This is a genomic window from Azoarcus taiwanensis, from assembly GCF_012910885.1.
Classification (GTDB): domain Bacteria; phylum Pseudomonadota; class Gammaproteobacteria; order Burkholderiales; family Rhodocyclaceae; genus Azoarcus_F; species Azoarcus_F taiwanensis.
Genome location: NZ_WTVM01000001.1, coordinates 62,216 through 78,842 on the forward strand (window position 1 = coordinate 62,216; position 16,627 = coordinate 78,842).

Annotated in this window: 16 protein-coding genes; 10 read left to right on the plus strand and 6 right to left on the minus strand. The window is 63.6% G+C overall.

What is annotated here, in order from left to right; translation table 11 throughout:
- Window positions 1-8 precede the first annotated feature (8 nt).
- From cbiM to GPA21_RS00305, 4 genes are all read right to left on the minus strand, one after another.
- Window positions 9-647: a cobalt transporter CbiM gene (cbiM, locus tag GPA21_RS00290; protein ID WP_168986206.1), complete on the minus strand. Its 639-nt coding sequence runs from the start codon at window positions 645-647 to the stop codon at window positions 9-11.
- Between the two features lie 2 nt (window positions 648-649).
- Entirely contained in the window at window positions 650-1,141 is a 492-nt protein-coding gene (locus tag GPA21_RS00295) for a hypothetical protein (protein WP_211163347.1), read from the minus strand.
- Entirely contained in the window at window positions 1,134-1,922 is a 789-nt protein-coding gene (locus tag GPA21_RS00300; RefSeq protein ID WP_211163348.1) for a hypothetical protein, read from the minus strand. The genes GPA21_RS00295 and GPA21_RS00300 overlap by 8 nt, the downstream gene beginning before the upstream one ends.
- A gap of 80 nt (window positions 1,923-2,002) precedes the next feature.
- A complete protein-coding gene (locus GPA21_RS00305) occupies window positions 2,003-2,167 on the minus strand; it encodes a hypothetical protein (RefSeq protein ID WP_168986208.1) in 165 nt (54 codons plus the stop codon).
- 300 nt (window positions 2,168-2,467) lie between these two features.
- On the opposite strand from GPA21_RS00305, the gene nikR reads away from it, so the two are divergent.
- From nikR to GPA21_RS00330, 5 genes are all read left to right on the plus strand, one after another.
- Complete coding sequence (gene nikR / locus GPA21_RS00310) at window positions 2,468-2,938, plus strand: nickel-responsive transcriptional regulator NikR (protein WP_168986209.1); 471 nt, start codon at window positions 2,468-2,470, stop codon at window positions 2,936-2,938.
- A 113-nt stretch (window positions 2,939-3,051) separates the two neighbouring features.
- Entirely contained in the window at window positions 3,052-3,972 is a 921-nt protein-coding gene (locus GPA21_RS00315) for a branched-chain amino acid transaminase (protein WP_168986210.1), read from the plus strand.
- A gap of 11 nt (window positions 3,973-3,983) precedes the next feature.
- Complete coding sequence (locus tag GPA21_RS00320; RefSeq protein ID WP_168986211.1) at window positions 3,984-4,184, plus strand: zinc-finger domain-containing protein; 201 nt, start codon at window positions 3,984-3,986, stop codon at window positions 4,182-4,184.
- 79 nt (window positions 4,185-4,263) lie between these two features.
- A complete protein-coding gene (locus GPA21_RS00325) occupies window positions 4,264-5,223 on the plus strand; it encodes a hydrolase (RefSeq protein WP_339379825.1) in 960 nt (319 codons plus the stop codon).
- A 65-nt stretch (window positions 5,224-5,288) separates the two neighbouring features.
- On the plus strand, window positions 5,289-6,683 hold the full coding sequence (locus GPA21_RS00330) for a phosphomannomutase/phosphoglucomutase (RefSeq protein ID WP_168986213.1): 1,395 nt from the start codon (window positions 5,289-5,291) through the stop codon (window positions 6,681-6,683).
- A gap of 322 nt (window positions 6,684-7,005) precedes the next feature.
- Here the strand turns inward: GPA21_RS00330 and alaS are convergent, their stop codons facing one another.
- On the minus strand, window positions 7,006-9,627 hold the full coding sequence (gene alaS, locus GPA21_RS00335; RefSeq protein WP_168986214.1) for an alanine--tRNA ligase: 2,622 nt from the start codon (window positions 9,625-9,627) through the stop codon (window positions 7,006-7,008).
- A 112-nt stretch (window positions 9,628-9,739) separates the two neighbouring features.
- On the opposite strand from alaS, the gene GPA21_RS00340 reads away from it, so the two are divergent.
- The 5 genes from GPA21_RS00340 (at window position 9,740) to GPA21_RS00360 (ending at window position 15,446) form a co-directional block, all read left to right on the plus strand.
- On the plus strand, window positions 9,740-10,291 hold the full coding sequence (locus tag GPA21_RS00340; protein WP_168986215.1) for a cob(I)yrinic acid a,c-diamide adenosyltransferase: 552 nt from the start codon (window positions 9,740-9,742) through the stop codon (window positions 10,289-10,291).
- Between the two features lie 334 nt (window positions 10,292-10,625).
- The gene (locus tag GPA21_RS00345; protein WP_168986216.1) at window positions 10,626-11,609 is read left to right on the plus strand and encodes a TAXI family TRAP transporter solute-binding subunit; all 984 of its coding nucleotides are present in this window, start codon (window positions 10,626-10,628) and stop codon (window positions 11,607-11,609) included.
- Window positions 11,610-11,707: 98 nt separating this feature from the next.
- Window positions 11,708-13,912 carry a TRAP transporter permease gene (locus tag GPA21_RS00350; protein WP_168986217.1) on the plus strand — a complete coding sequence of 735 codons (2,205 nt, stop codon included), beginning with the start codon at window positions 11,708-11,710 and terminating at the stop codon, window positions 13,910-13,912.
- Between the two features lie 60 nt (window positions 13,913-13,972).
- Window positions 13,973-14,440, plus strand: a complete 468-nt coding sequence (locus GPA21_RS00355; RefSeq protein WP_168986218.1) for a universal stress protein — start codon at window positions 13,973-13,975, stop codon at window positions 14,438-14,440.
- A gap of 4 nt (window positions 14,441-14,444) precedes the next feature.
- The gene (locus GPA21_RS00360) at window positions 14,445-15,446 is read left to right on the plus strand and encodes a TAXI family TRAP transporter solute-binding subunit (protein WP_168986219.1); all 1,002 of its coding nucleotides are present in this window, start codon (window positions 14,445-14,447) and stop codon (window positions 15,444-15,446) included.
- Window positions 15,447-15,472: 26 nt separating this feature from the next.
- On the opposite strand, the gene aroG is transcribed toward GPA21_RS00360, so the two are convergent.
- Window positions 15,473-16,558, minus strand: a complete 1,086-nt coding sequence (gene aroG, locus GPA21_RS00365; protein ID WP_168986220.1) for a 3-deoxy-7-phosphoheptulonate synthase AroG — start codon at window positions 16,556-16,558, stop codon at window positions 15,473-15,475.
- Between the last annotated feature and the right edge of the window lie 69 nt (window positions 16,559-16,627).

Consider the following 16,627-nt stretch of genomic DNA (forward strand, 5'->3'; position numbering starts at 1 on the left):
CAACCGGCTCATACCCGCACCAGCAGAGCGGGGTCAATGCGCACGAACAGGGCGACGAGCGTAGCGGTCACCAACCCCTCCAGCAACATCACCGGCACATGAGCAATGACGAAAACCCGCAGTGCCTGTTGCTCAAGCGCAGAATCGAGCTCCGCCGGCATCTGCCATAACAGCAACAGAACAAACAGCAGCGCAGAAGCCGCCACCGCAAAAGCGCCGGCAACAAACCCGAACAGAGCATCGCTGCGCGGACTTCGACTGAGCTTGCGCCCCAGCACAAACACCGCATAGCTGGCGAGCGCTGGCAGGCCGAAGATCAAACCATTCAGACCCAGCGTTGTGATGCCGCCATGGCCGAACATCACGGCCTGCAGCAACAGGCCGACCAGAATGGCGGGAAATGCAAACCAACCCAGCACGGCACCCAGCAGCCCATTGAGAACCAGATGCACGCTTACCGGTGGCAGCGGCAGGTAGATCAGCGACGCTATAAAGAAGGCTGCTGTGAGCATGGCGGCGCGCGGCAGTTCGCGGCGCGGATCAGGCTTCCGCTCAATGCGACGCAGGCATGCCCAGGCGATCAGACCGCTGGCGACATAGCCAGCAAGCGCAAGCGGCAAGGGCACGATCCCGTCAGGCAGATGCATGATCAACGCGGCCGTTTGAAGTACAGGGCGGTGCCGATGAAGCCCCAGATTATGGCGGCGGCCATCAGCGCCTTCTGCAGCGGATCAGGCCCAGTCGCCGAAGTCGATAAAGGCAGCGCCGCTTCGGCAGCGGGAACACTGGTGGGTTCGAGACGAATCTCGCCCATCGCTCCATGACCGGCCTGACGGACCTGCACCGCCCACGCACCGTCAATTGCCGGGTCAGGTACGAAGCGGTACACGCCCGACTCGTCAGTCAGCCCCTGGAGCCACACTCGGGCGGGCGCATCAGGCGCGTAGATACGTACCTGCGCGCTGACCATCGGCTCGCCGCTGTCATAGGCCGCCCGAACCTCGACGCCACGCGCAGGCGACAACTGAATATAGGCCGCATGCGCAAACGCCTGCCCGGTCGCAGCACACACGGCAGCCGCGGCGCCGGTGATCAGAACCCGGCGCGCGCCAACGGCCCACATCAAACCCGACTCAGTCATCAACCAGGGCCACTGCGCAGTGGCCCTCGCCCACATGGCCAAGATGCAGGCCGTTGAGGCTGAACGTCTGACGCTCACCGCCGCCAGCAAAAGGCGCAAAGCCAAGTGCGTCCACGTTCATTGGATCATCGGCCGCCTTGTCGGCACGACCAAAAAGATGATCAAGGTGCAGGGTGATCTCGACCTCGCCAGGCGCACCAGCGGTCACGAAGCCCTTGCGCTCGTGACCAACGTATTCACCGCATCGGTGATGAACGGCATCGCGACTGGCAATATGAAACGCCACGCGCGTGCCATCCTTCTCCGCCTCGCCGATAAGGACCAGGCTATCACCGGCATGCTTGCCATCAGGTGCGGGCAGCATGCTCCACGCCAGGGCATTGTAGTGCCCGGCAGGTGCAGGCAACTCCGCCAAAGTGACCATGTCATCACCATCAGCCTGAGTCACCAGGTCAATCGTCACCACGCCAGGCAAAGCCACCTGCGCCTGACCGGTGATTTCGCCTCCAGCCTGCGGCTCGAACGCCGGGCTCGCCTGATGGGCGACGACATCGCCAAGCGTAACCTGGATGTGGGAAAAGCTCAGCGCCCAGCCATCCTTGGTAAGACGCGGCGCCACGAATCCGCCTGTGGCCAGATCCTCACCGCTGGCCTGAAATCGGAGCTGATCGGCCAGGACCGCCGAGGACATGCCGAGCACGGACACACACAAGGCTGCTGCCCACGGAAAAGCACGGTCACGGAATGCACTGAGCGATACCGTGAATAGCGATTGCATCATCTGGACAACTCCGGAACAGAGAAAAGCGCATGTTGTGGGGAAGCGCGGCGTATGGACTATTTGCGTGATCATCCTGAGCCTCACCTCTCAGCTTGCCGGCGCTTCGGATTCGACTTGTAACTCCGCGTGCGGGTCGCGGTGATGACCACCTCGCCAAGCGCCGGCAGACTCTGGGCCTGCGCGGCGGTGGCCCCCGACAACAGACAGGCCAGCGCCAGTCGGTGCGGCATATTCGATGCAGGCACTTTGAAGACCCTCCTCCGAGCCACCTCGTCGCATCGATGATGCGGGGCGGATCTCAATGTTATGAACAATCCCGAAAAAGTTCATAACAATTTCCGTGCCAGTCACGACGCTCCCTTGAAACCCTGTGTGCACGCACGCTCCTTGTCGGCTCTGGCACACGCACGCGGCAAGCTGGTTTCCACAATCCGGACATCCCTGCCAACGCGGTTTCCAGCGCACGGCGCGCGCCCAGTCGCGACATGCGGCGCGGTTTTCCGCGTGCTAAGCTCGCGCGAAGAGCACCCTTGGAGTTGGCACGCATGGAGCGGATCACGATTTCTCTTGAGCCGGAACTGGCGGAAGCGTTCGACGCCTTGATCGCCGAACGCGGCTACCGCAGTCGCTCAGAAGCGGTACGCGACCTGCTGCGTCACGAGATCGAGACCGCGCGCTTGCGCAAGCCGTCACACGAACAGTGTGTCGCAGCCTTGAGCTACCTGTTCAATCACCATCAACGCGACCTGGGTGACCGGCTCACAGAGCTCCATCATGACCACCACGACCTGACCGTCTCCACCCTGCACGCGCATCTGGACCACGACCACTGCATCGAATGCGCGATCCTTCGCGGCCCGACCGACAGCGTGCGGCGTTTTGCCGACGCCGTGATCACACAGAGTGGCGTCCATCATGGCAGCCTCAACCTCATCGGCGTCGAACGCAGCGCCGACACCCACACCCACAGCCATCCGCACGCCGAGCCGCATATCCATTACCGTCCACGCCGCTGAACGTAGCGCGCAAGCGATGGATCCGGCCGCGCGCAGTTTGCGCTAAACTACTCGGCTATCTGGCGCCAGGATGCGCCTGGGACCTTCACCTCAAATTCGACGGAGATTTCACCATGTCCATGGCCGATCGCGACGGTTTCATCTGGTACGACGGCAAGCTCGTCCCGTGGCGCGAAGCGACCACGCACGTGCTGACCCACTCTCTGCACTACGGCCTCGCGGTCTTCGAAGGTGTCCGCGCCTACAACACGGTCAAGGGCACTGCCATATTCCGTCTGGCCGAGCACACCCAGCGCCTGATCAACTCGGGCAAGATTTACATGATGGACATCCCCTACTCCAAACAGGAGTTGATGGACGCCCAGCTTGAGGTCGTGCGGGCGAACAAGCTCGAATCCTGCTACCTGCGCCCGATCGCCTTCTACGGCTCGGAGAAGATGGGTATCTCCACGCGCGACTCCAAGGTCCATGTCGCCGTTGCAGCCTGGCCCTGGGGTGCCTATCTGGGCGAAGAGGGTCTTGAGAAGGGGATCCGGGTAAAGACCTCCTCCTACGCGCGCCATCACGTGAACGTGACCATGCCGCGGGCCAAGATGGCTGGCACCTACCCCAACTCCATCCTCGCCAACCTCGAAGTCACACGCGAAGGTTACGACGAGGCCCTGCTGCTCGACACCCAGGGTTTCGTTGCCGAGGGTGCCGGCGAGAACCTCTTCGTGATCAAGGACGGCAAGATCTACGAGCCCGAGATCGCCTCGGCGCTGACCGGCATCACTCGCGATTCGGTGATCCGCGTCGCCACCGAGTTCGGCCTCGAGGTTCAGTCCAAACGACTCACCCGTGACGACATCTACATCGCCGACGAAGCCTTCTTCACCGGCACCGCAGCCGAGGTCACCCCGATCCGCGAACTCGACAACCGGACCATCGGCGAGGGTCGCCGTGGCCCGATCACCGAGAAGATCCAGGCGCGCTTCTTCGACATCGTCAATGGTCGTGCGCCGGAGTACGAAAGCTGGCTTGCATTCGTTTGAGGATTGCCGTCATGAGCGAAACCGTCGACAAGGACATCACCGTGGCGGTCACCAAGGCCGACCTGCCGCTCGCCTGCCCACAACCCGGCGCGCCGCTGTGGGCGCGTCACCCGAAGGTCTATCTCGATGTACTGAAGACCGGCGACGTGACCTGCCCCTATTGCAGCACGCGCTACGTCTTCACCGGCGAGCGCCCGAAGGGTCATCACTGAGACAGGCATGCAGAAGGCACCCCGACGGGTGCCTTCTGTTTTATGCGCCCTTGCCAGCACAAACCATGCGTCAAATACCGTGAATGCTTACCGTGCGCCATGGTGGCTCCCCGGCGGACATGCCGAAACGCTGTATCCGCTGACTCGCAAAGGTGTGACACCCCCCTATCGCCGGCAGCGTATAGACACACCTGACGGCGACTTCGTCGACATCGACTGGCTGGATACCCCCAGCGATGACGACGCGCCGCTCGTGCTTCTGTTTCACGGCCTCGAGGGCTCCAGCCGGTCGCATTACGCGCGCAGCCTGATGCGGGCAGTCGCCGCGCGGCGCTGGAAAGGGGCAGTGTTTCATTTTCGGGGCTGCTCCGGCTCGCCCAACCGCCTGTCGCGCGCCTACCACTCGGGTGACAGCCATGAGATCGACTGGGCCTTGGCCTGGATGCGGCTCAACGCCTGCGATGCTCCCTTGTTCGCGGTCGGTGTATCGCTCGGCGGCAACGCCCTCCTGAAATGGCTTGGTGAGCAGGAGACGGCCGCGCAGCAACACCTCGATGCCGCGGCTGCGGTTTGCCCACCGCTGGATCTCACTCTCTCTGGCCTGAACCTGGGGCAAGGCCTGAACCGGATTTACACCCGGCATTTCCTGCAGACGCTGATCCCGAAGGCACTGGAGAAGGCGGAGCGCTTCCCCGGCCACTTCGACCGAGACCGCATCCGTCGGGCCGCCAGCCTGCAGGACTTCGACGATGCCTACACCGCGCCAGCACACGGCTTTGCGGACGTTTTCGACTACTGGCGACGGGCGTCTGCCAAACCCGCGCTCGGCGGGATCCGACTCCCTACCCTGTTGCTGAACGCCGCCAACGACCCGTTCGTACCCTTGGATGCGCTGCCGACGGCCAGGGATCTCGGCCCCGGCGTGGGCTTCGAATGCCCGCCGCGCGGTGGCCACGTCGGCTTTCTCCACGGAAACTGGCCGGGCTCGCTGGAATGGCTCCCTCAGCGCCTGCTGGCGCACTTCGACCGCCAGCGATAAGCGGACTGCGGGAGTGCTCTGTATCTGAGATAATCCAGCCCCGACCTGAACATGATGATGAAAGCATGAACGACACCGTCACACAGGATGCACCGGCGCCCGAGATCTTCAAGGCTTACGACATTCGCGGCATCGTGGACAAGACGCTGACCGCTGACGCGGTACGCCGCATCGGCCACGCGCTCGGCTCCGAGGCGCGCGCACGCGGGCAAGCCGAGATCGCGGTCGGGCGGGACGGCCGGCTGTCGGGGCCGGCATTGGCCGGTGCGCTCGCCGACGGCATCCGGGCTGCGGGCGTGGATGTGGTCGACATCGGCTGCGTGCCGACGCCGCTGACCTACTTCGCCGCCCACGAACTGGGCACCCAGTCCTGCGTGAGCGTCACCGGCAGCCACAACCCGCCGGACTACAACGGCCTGAAGATGGTGCTCGGCGGCCAGACGCTCTACGGGGACATGATTCGCGACCTGAGGCGCCGCATCGTCGACAACGACCTGACCCACGGCACGGGCTCATTGCGCACCGCCTCGGTCACCGATGCCTATGTAGCCCGTATCATCGACGACGTGAAGCTTGCGCGCCCGATGAAGGTCGTCGTCGATTGCGGCAACGGGGTCGCCGGCGGAATTGCGCCGCGACTGCTTCAGGCGCTCGGTTGCGAGACCGTCGATCTGTTCTGCGAGGTCGATGGCCGCTTTCCCAACCATCACCCCGACCCGTCGCGCCCGGAGAACCTGCAGGACGTGATCGCCCGCCTGCGTGAGACGGATGCCGAGCTGGGTCTGGCGTTCGACGGCGACGGCGACCGCCTCGGCGTGGTCACCAAGGGCGGTGCGATCATCTTTCCCGATCGCCAGCTGATGCTGTTCGCGGCCGACGTGCTCTCGCGGGTGCCCGGCGGCGAGATCATCTACGACGTCAAATGCACCCGTAATCTCGCCACCTGGATCCGCGAGCACGGCGGCAAGCCGACGATGTGGAATACCGGTCACGCGTTGGTCAAGACCAAACTCAAGGAAACCGGGGCACCGCTGGCCGGCGAGATGAGCGGCCATGTGTTCTTCAAGGAGCGCTGGTTCGGCTTCGACGACGGCCTCTACACCGCCGCCCGCCTGCTCGAGATCCTGTCACGCCACGCCGACCCGTCTGCGGTGCTCGAGGCGCTGCCGGACGCGATCAGCACGCCCGAACTCAACATCGCGATGAACGAGGGCGAACCCTTCGAGCTCGTCCGCAAGCTCAGGGAAGAAGCCCGCTTCGACGGCGCGCGCGAGGTCATCACCATCGACGGCGTGCGAGTCGAATACCCGGACGGCTTCGGTCTTGCCCGTGCCTCCAACACCACGCCGGTGGTGGTACTGCGTTTCGAGGCGGACAGCGAAGCTGCGCTGGCACGCATCCAGCAGGACTTCCGCGCTGCGATCGACAAGATCTGGCCCGGGCTGTCGATGCCGTTCTGAACGCGCCCGGCAGCACGCAGAGTCCGGAACGAAATCAGGGCGCCAGTTGGGCGCCCTGATTCTTTTGGTGACTGCGAGTCTCTTAAACCTAGAAACCTCAGTTGGACGTGTTCGAGTGTGCGTCTGGTGCGTCGTCTGGCAAGGCGCGACGACGCGGCATGGTTGTTCCCTGCAAGGAGGAGCAACGCAGCCAGGCGGCGCACCAGGCGTGCAATCGGGCACGTAGCGAATTCACCCATTGGGTGAGCGTTGCCGAAGCTGTGTATCTCAGGCTCTGTAAGGCATACATGATCACGGAGAGCGGTCAACTGAGGTTTCTAGGTTAAAGCCTGGCCGCCACCCAGTCCGCGACGCTGTCCAGCGCCGCCGGCAGTGCCGACGGATCGTTGCCCCCGGCCTGGGCCATGTCGGGACGACCACCCCCCTTGCCTCCAACCTGCTGTGCGACCAAATTGACCAGCTCGCCGGCCTTGACCTTGGCGGTCAGATCGGCGGTAACCCCTGCGATCAGCGTGACACGGCCATCCTTGACCGACGCCAGCACGACCGCAGCCGATCCGAGCTTGTCGCGCAGTTTGTCCATGGTCTCTCGCATCGCCGGCACGTCGGCGCCCTCGAGCGTAACCGCGAGCACCTTGCAACCCTTGACGTCCTTCGCCGCAGCGGACAACTCGTCGCCCTGACTGCTCGCCAGCTTGCTCTTCAGGCGAGCAATCTCCTTCTCGAGGCTGCGCACGTTGTCGAGAATGCCGGCGACCCGCTCGGCGACATCGTCGGGCTGCACCTTCAATAGGGCAGACATCCCCTGCACCCGCCGCTCCTGCTCCTGCAGATAGCGCAGCGCGTTGGCGCCGGTGACCGCCTCGACACGACGCACTCCGGCCGCCACGCCGCCTTCGGTCACGATTTTGAACAGTCCGATGTCTCCGGTGCGCGCCACATGGGTGCCACCACACAATTCGGTGGAGCTGCCGATGCTCAGCACCCGGACTTCGTCACCGTATTTTTCGCCGAACAACATCATCGCGCCGGTTTTCTGCGCGGCTTCCATCGACATGGTCTCGGCGCGGGTCGCCGAGTTGGCGAGAATCTCGGCGTTGACCAGCTCCTCGACCTCACGGATCTCTTCGGCGCTCATCGGCGCGTTGTGGGTGAAGTCGAAACGCGTCTTGTCCGGATCGACCAGCGAGCCCTTCTGCTGCACATGGGCGCCGAGCACCTCACGCAAGGCCTTGTGCATGATGTGGGTCACCGAATGGTTGCGCATGGTGGCCGCACGTGCGTCGGTATCGACCCGGGCCTGCACCGCCTGGCCGACGGCGAGCGTGCCGGTCTTGACCACGCCGTGGTGACCGAACACCGCTGCCTGGATCTTCTGCGTGTCCTCGACCTGGAAGATGCCGTTGCCGCCGCGCAGCTGACCGCAGTCGCCGACCTGGCCGCCGGACTCTGCGTAGAAAGGCGTGTGATCCAGCACCACCACGCCGAGCTCGCCTTCGGCGAGTTCATTGACCGGGCTGCCGTCGCGATACAGGGCGAGGATGTTTGCCCTGGTTTCCAGGCGATCGTAGCCCTCGAACGCGGTCTCGGGACCTTCGTACTCGAGATTGACCGCCATCCTGAACTTGCCGGCGGCACGCGCCTGCTCACGCTGGCGCGTCATCGCGGTGTCGAAGGCCGCGGCATCGACCTGCACCTCGCGTTCGCGACAGACGTCCGCCGTGAGATCGAGCGGAAAGCCGAAAGTGTCGTGCAGCTTGAAGGCGGTTTCGCCGCTGAAGGTCGCGTCGCCGCGCTGCGCCATCGCGGCCAGTTCGGCCTCGAGAATGTCCATGCCGTTTTCGATCGTGGCGAAGAAGCGCTCCTCTTCCTGGCGCAGCACACCGACGATGCGGGACTGCTCCTGCACCAATTGCGGATACGCGGCACCCATCTCGCCAGCAAGGTCGGCGACCAGGCGGTGGAAGAATGGCGCACGGGCGCCGAGCTTCCAGCCGTGACGAATCGCGCGACGGATGATCCGGCGCAGCACGTAGCCACGGCCTTCGTTGCCGGGAATCACGCCATCTGCCACCAGGAAGGAACAGGCGCGGATATGGTCCGCGATCACGCGCAGGCTGGGGCTGTCGAGATCGTCACACGCCGTCTCGCGGGCTGCTGCGCGAATGAGATTCTGAAACAGATCGATCTCGTAGTTCGAATGCACACCCTGCAGCACCGCGGCGACGCGCTCGAGCCCCATGCCGGTGTCCACGCTCGGCTTGGGCAGCGGATGCATGACACCCTGCTCATCACGGTTGAACTGCATGAACACCACGTTCCAGATCTCGATGTAGCGGTCGCCGTCCTCTTCCGGGCTCCCCGGTGGCCCACCCCAGATCTCGGGGCCGTGATCGAAGAACACCTCGGTGCAGGGACCGCAGGGCCCGGTGTCGCCCATCATCCAGAAGTTGTCGGACGCGTAGCGCGCACCCTTGTTGTCGCCGATGCGGATCACGCGCTCGACCGGCACGCCGATCTCGCCGGTCCAGATGCCGTAGGCCTCCTCGTCCTCGGCATAGACCGTGACCCAGAGCTTGTCCTTGGGCAGCTTGTAGACCTCGGTCAGCAACTCCCAAGCGTACGCGATCGCGTCGCGCTTGAAATAGTCGCCGAAGGAGAAGTTGCCGAGCATCTCGAAAAAGGTATGGTGTCGGGCGGTATAGCCGACGTTTTCGAGATCGTTGTGTTTGCCTCCTGCGCGCACGCACTTTTGCGCTGTGGCCGCCCGCGAATAAGGCCGCTTGTCGAACCCGAGAAAGACGTCCTTGAACTGATTCATGCCCGCGTTGGTGAACAGCAGGGTCGGGTCGTCATGCGGTACGAGCGAACTCGAAGCGACGGCCTGATGGCCCTTGGACTCGAAGAACTCGAGGAACTTCTGGCGGATCTCAGCGCTTTTCATGGATACTCGGATTCGGAAATTCGTCGGAACCGGCCTTGCCGGTGAAGCGGAAAGTTTAGCATGCGGCTTGATCGGGCCGCGCCAAGGTAACCCTGTACAGGAGACATGATTCATGGGCAACAGACTATCGAAGATCTATACCCGCACCGGCGATGCCGGCACCACCGGCCTCGGTGATGGCAAGCGGGTTTCGAAGAACAGTCTCCGCATCCATGCGCTGGGCGAAGTCGATGAGGTCAATGCGGTCATTGGCCTGCTGCTGACCGAAGAACTGCCCGAGGACGTCCGCGGGCTGCTCACCAACGTGCAGCACGATCTCTTTGATCTGGGTGGCGAGGTCTGCATTCCCGGCATGAGCATGATCACCGACAAGCAAGTCAGTCATCTCGAGACCGAGCTCGATCGATTCAACGAGGATCTCGAACCGCTCAAGGACTTCATCCTGCCGGGCGGCACTCGCGCCGCGGCCATTACCCACCATGCGCGCACCGTCTGCCGTCGCGCCGAACGATCACTGGTCGCGCTCGCACTGGAAGAGGCGGTCAACGACGGCCCCCGCCAATATCTGAACCGCCTTTCCGATCTGCTCTTCGTGCTCGGCCGGGTGCTCAATCGCGCCGGCGGTCGTGGCGACGTGTTGTGGCAGAAAGGCAAGAACGCCTGAGCGCCGGCCGATCCCCTCTGGTCCACCTTTCCGGCCCGGGAGAGGCCCGAACGCGATCGCGACCTACGGACAATCCACAATAGCCGCCAGCAAGGTCGACGACTAATCTACGTCCTGAGCTGTCAGCAGCCTCCAGGTAGAACGCACGGCAAAGTGCGCACACGGAGGAGACATGAAAGAGCGCTGGTCGTAGTTCGATTCGATGCCGCGCCCATCTGTCCACTCCCAAACGCATAACCGTCGCCTGTACCGACCAGGCTGCCCGGCTACCCCACCCTTGCAGGGCGCGAATCAGTCGTGCCATTCGGGTAATCAACTTGACCAGGAGACAGGTATGAAAGGTATCGTCAAAACGATCGCAGCAGTCGTCACCGGCGCCGCGCTGGTAAGCGCAGGCGCCTCGTTTGCGCAGGATCGCACCGGCTGGCCACGCGACCTCACCGTTGGCACCGCGAGCCAGGGTGGTGTCTACTTCGTCTACGGCAACGGCCTGGCCGGTTTCATCGGCGAATCCCTCGGCATCAACGCCAGCGGCGAAGTGACCGGCGGCCCGGTTCAGAACGTGACCCTGGTGCAGATGAAGGAACACGATATCGGCCTGGTCACCATGGGCCCGATGTACGAAGCCTGGACCGGCAAGAGCGAACTCGCCCCGGGCCTGCCGCACACCGACGTGCGCGCGCTGTTCCCGATGTACGAAACCCCATTCCAGTGCGTCGCGATGCGCGCTTCCGGCATCGACAACGTGGGCGACATCGCCGGCAAGCGTGTAAGCGTCGGCCCCGCTGGCGGCACCCCTGGCACCTACTGGCCGCGCTTCTTCGACAGCCTCGGCGTCAATGCCCGCGTGTCGAACAGTGGCGCAGCCGATGCGGCCAGCCAGCTCAAGGACGGCCTGATCGACGCCTTCTGCTTCGCCGCCGGCCTGCCGATCGGCGCCTTCTCTCAACTGGCTGCCGAAGCCGACGTGGTGACCTTCGCTTTCAACGACGACGAGCATGCGAAGATCCTCGAGGCTTTCCCGGAAGTGTCCAACTTCACCATCCCGGGCGGCACCTACACTGTGCAGCCGGACAACCAGAACTCGGTCGCGATGTGGAACTTCGCAGTCGCTCACAAGGATATGCCGGCGAGCCTGGCTTACGAGGTCACCAAGCTGGTCATGGAAAACAATGACCGCATGGTCCAGATCCACGCCGCAGCGCGCGCAACCCTGCTCGAGAACGTCGGCAACAACGGCTTCCTGCCGTTCCACGAAGGCGCCGTCCGTTACTACGACGAGAAGGGCGTGAACATCCCGGCCGAACTCAGGGACTGAGCCGTACCCCCTGACGCCGATGGGCCAGAGATCGCTGCAACACGGGCACTCTGGCCCTTTTTGTTAGCACATAGAGAACAGCACCGGGAGGCATCCCAATGACCAGCCAAGCGCCCCAAGAGGCGACAACCGCCGACAGCGGCAACGAATTCGAGATCCGTGACAAGGACAACATCGCCGCAGGCGTCGATGCCGAGGTCGTCGTTTCCAACCAACGGGTGTTTACCGGCAAGCTCGGCCTGATTTTCGCCGCGGCCTGCATCATCTACACCGCCTTCCATGTAGGGGTCATGAACCTCTACCCGCTCGAGACCTGGGTATACCGCCTGATCCACGTCGCCGGCGGCCTGGCACTGGGTTTCATCTTTTTCTCGGCACGGGCCTTCCCGGCCGAATCCGGCGGCAGGCAGTCAGCCACGCCGCTCGAATGGATTCTCCTGCTCCCTGCCGCGGTGCTGATCTTCACCGCGCTTGGGCAAATCATTTTCGCGATCGTCACCGGCGACCTCGTGCGCACCGGCGCACCGAAAGAGAAGATGCTGATGACCTTCGGCTATCCGATCATCGCCGGCACGGCACTCGCACTGCTCGCGTCATGGACCTCGCCGACGCGGAACCGCGGGCGGGTTGCGCTCCCTGATGTATTGCTAGCCATCGCGGCGATCACCGTCGGCGTCTACATCATCGCCCACGCCGAATTCCTCCGCATTCGCGCTCAGGTTTTCCCGCACATCAACGACATGTATGCGTCGATCGCCGGCATTCTGTTGATCCTCGAACTCACCCGCCGCCTCGCCGGCCTCGCGCTGGTGATCATCGTCGCAGTGTTCATCGCATACGGTTTCGTGGGCCCGTGGCTGCCCGGGGTACTCGAGCACCGCGGCTATGCACCGCAGCGCTTCTTCGCGTTCCTCTATACCGACAACGGTGTGCTGGGCCCGACCACTGCGATCTCGTCGACCTACATCATTCTGTTCATCACCTTCGCGGCCTTCCTGCAAGCGAGTCGCGTCGGTGAATATTTCGTCAACTTTGCCTTCGCGGCAGCAGGCGGGACCCGCGGCGGCCCCGCCAAGGTCGCGGTCTTCTCATCCGCGCTGATGGGCACCATCAACGGCACCTCGGCAGGCAACGTCGTGTCGACCGGCTCGCTGACCATCCCGCTGATGAAACGGGTCGGCTACAAGCCTCAGACCTCGGCATCGATCGAAGCCGCAGCCTCTTCGGGCGGCCAGATCCTGCCGCCGATCATGGGCGCCGGCGCCTTCATCATGGCCGAGATCACCGGCATCGCCTATGCCGACATCGTCATCGCGGCCATAATCCCTGCAGCCCTGTACTTCCTGTCGGTCTATTTCATGGTCGACAAGGAGGCACTGAAGAAGGGCATGCGCGGCCTGCCGCGCGAGGAACTGCCGGAGTTCGCCAAACTGGCGCGCCAGGCCTTCCTGTTCATCCCGATCTTCACGCTGATCGGCGCGCTGTTCCTCGGTTACTCTGTCATCCGGGCCGGCACTCTGGCCATGGCCGCGGCTGCTGTGGTGAGCTGGTTCACGCCGTTCCGCATGGGACCGAAGCAAATCCTCTACGCCTTCGAGATCGCTGCGCGCATGTCGCTGCAACTGGTCGCGGTGTGTGCGGCGGCTGGGGTCATCGTCGGCGTCATCGCGCTGACCGGCATCGGCACCCGCTTCTCCTCGATGCTGCTCGGCCTGGCCGGCCAGAGCCAGCTGGTCGCGCTGTTCTTCGCGATGTGTGTGTCGATCATTCTCGGCATGGGCATGCCGACAACGGCTGCCTATGCGGTGGCAGCCAGCGTCATCGCTCCGGGCCTGATCCAGCTCGGCATCGAGCCGCTGACCGCGCACTTCTTCATCTTCTACTACGCGGTGATGTCGGCGATCACCCCGCCGGTGGCGCTGGCCGCATACGCCGGTGCGGCCATCGCGCAGTCGGATCCGATGAAGACCAGCGTCGAGAGCTTCAAGGTCGGTCTCGCCGCGTTCGTTGTGCCGTTCATGTTCTTCTATTCGGCCCCGCTGCTGATGCAAGGCGAATGGCATCAGAACCTGCACGCGTTCGTCACCGCCGCCTTTGGCATCTATCTGCTCGCTTCCGGCATCCAGGGGTGGTTCTTCGGAGTCGTCGGAAGCGCGCTTCGAATCGTGCTCATCGTCGCGGCGCTCGCCATGATCGCCGGCGGTCTGATGTCCGATATCATCGGCCTGTCGGTGGCGGCCCTGGTCTTCCTGATCCAGCGCAAGTTCGTCACACCGAAGAACGTCGCGCGCGGCTTGGATTGATTCAACAGCGCTCGGCCGGCGCACCCCGAGGGGCGCGCTGGCCAAACCAAGGAGCATTGCATGTACAAACACGTATTCATCGCCATCGACGACAGCCGGACCTCCCAGAAAGCACTGGAAGAGGCGATCGCAGTTGCCAAGGCACACGATGCTACCCTCGAGATCGCTCACGCGATCGACGAGCAGCTGGTACATGTCTTCCACGCCGGCGGCGTGACGACGACCAGCGCCAAACAGCTCAAGCAGGTGCTGGAGACCGGGGGCCAGGATGTGCTCTCGAAAGCGCTGGAAAAGGCACAGGCCGCCGGCGTCAAGACCAAGACTCATTTGCTCAAGGGACACGGCGAACACACCGACGACCTCATCGCGAATGCAGTCAAGAACTCCGGCGCGGATCTGCTCGTGGTGGGTTCGCACGGCCGCCGCGGCGTGCGCCGCCTGCTGTTGGGTAGCGTCGCGGAAAACCTGGTACGCAAGGTGAGTGTGTCCGTCCTGATCGTCCGTGGTCATCACGACGGGAAGGACTGATCCGGTGCCAGCCAGCAGCCCGTCGGTCCTGACGGAGAACCTGCAGGGCCGAGCGCTGCGATTCATGCGGGCGCTCGCTGTCGCTGCGGCCTGCATCGCTGCCTCGTTGGCCCAGGCACAGATACACAGGGTGCCAATTTCGGGCGGCGCGGATGCAACAACACTGCAGCACATTGCAGATGGCCTCTCCACCCTGCTGTCGCGCGCTCTGGAGGGCGTACAGGTGCCCTACACGGCATCGGCCGGCTCCCAGGAAAACCTGCGTCGTCTCGCGGGGGACCAACCGGGCTTTGCGATCGTTTACGCCGGCGATCTGTTCCGGGCAGCAGCCGGGGGCGCCCCGGAGGCGCCGGCTGCGCTGGCAGTAACCCACCTTTTCGGCGTCACCGGACATCTGCTGACGCTGCGCGACACTCCGGTCGACCAGGTCGCGGACCTGACTGGTAAAACCATTTCGATCGGTCCGGCAGGATCTGCCACAGCTAACGCGGCACGTCACTATTTCGAGGCTGTGAATCTGTGGGGTCGCTTCGACGCGGTGTTCCTGCCGGCATCCCAAGGTGCGAATGCCCTGGTCGAGGGACGGGTAGACGCGCTGTGGCTGTTCGAGGAGATGCCGAGCGTCACCGTGATCCAGCTTGCGGGCGAGGCGCCGTTGCGTGTTCTGCCACTGCTCGACGCCGCCAAGCTCGAGTCACTCTCGAACGCGCATCCCTACTACACCCCGACGACGATACCGGAGGGCATGTATGTTGGTGTGGATAACCCGGTTCCGAGCTTTCAGGAGGCCGCGCTATGGGTCGCGTCGGCCGACGTACCGGCTGATATCGTCACCGACTCACTGCAAACCCTGTATTCCGAGCCAGGGCTGAGCTTCATGCACACAGTGTCGGAGAGTGCACGGGAACTGAACCGTGACAATGGCCTGCGCGGTGTCGTGACGCGGCTTCACCCCGGAGCCGAACGCTTCTGGCACGGCGCCGAAGCCCCAGCCGGTGAAAACTGACGCAAGATCACCGAGGGCCGCGCGCCCTATTCCAGTTTGGCAGCGCGGGCGACCCTGCGCGCGCGCACGCCTTCGGCCAGGGTATCCAGCACGCCGATACTGTCTTCCCAGCTGATGCAGGCGTCGGTGATGCTCTTGCCGTATTCGAGTTCCTTGCCCGGCACGAGGTCCTGACGCCCCTCCTTGAGGTGGGACTCGATCATCACACCGATGACGCGATCCTCTCCCGCAGCCAGCTGATCTGCGACATCCTGTGCGACCTCGATCTGCAATGCATGCTGCTTGCGACTATTGGCGTGCGAACAGTCGATCATGACCTTGGGCGGCACGCCGGATGCCGCGAGGTCCTTGCAGGCCGTATCGACGCTTTCAGCATCGAAATTGGTGCTCTTGCCACCGCGCAGAATGACGTGGCAATCCTCATTGCCCCGGGTGGACACGATCGCCGAATGACCCGCCTTGGTCACCGACAGGAAATGGTGTGGAGACTGCGCAGCCTTGATCGCGTCGACCGCGATCCGCACGTTGCCGTCGGTGCCATTCTTGAACCCGACCGGGCATGACAGACCGGAGGCCAGCTCGCGGTGAACCTGGCTCTCGGTCGTCCGGGCTCCGATCGCCCCCCAGGAGATCAGGTCCGCGATGTATTGCGGCGTAATCATGTCGAGGAACTCGGTACCAGCCGGCAGGCCAAGCTCGTTGATTTCCCACAGCAGTTTGCGCGCGAGGCGTACCCCCTCGTTGATGCGGAAACTGTTGTCCAGATACGGGTCGTTGATCAGCCCCTTCCAGCCCACCGTGGTACGCGGCTTTTCGAAGTACACCCGCATCACGATGAGCAGATCGTCCTTGAGGCGGTCAGCCTGCACCAGCAAGCGCCGCGCGTATTCCATCGCCGCGTCTGTGTCATGGATGGAGCACGGTCCGATGATGACCAGCAAGCGGTCGTCTGCGCCAAAGAGAATTCGGTGAATCGCCTGACGCGTCTGGAACGCGACGTCGGCCGCCTTCGGCGTGGCGGGGAACTCGCGCAGCACATGGGAAGGCGGAATCAACTCCTTGATTTCCTGGATGCGGACGTCGTCGATATGGATTTTCACCGAAGCGGACATGTTTGCGACTCGATATGGCTTGCCTAAAGAAGACAATACTAACCCGAAGCCAGCGCTCACCGCGACATG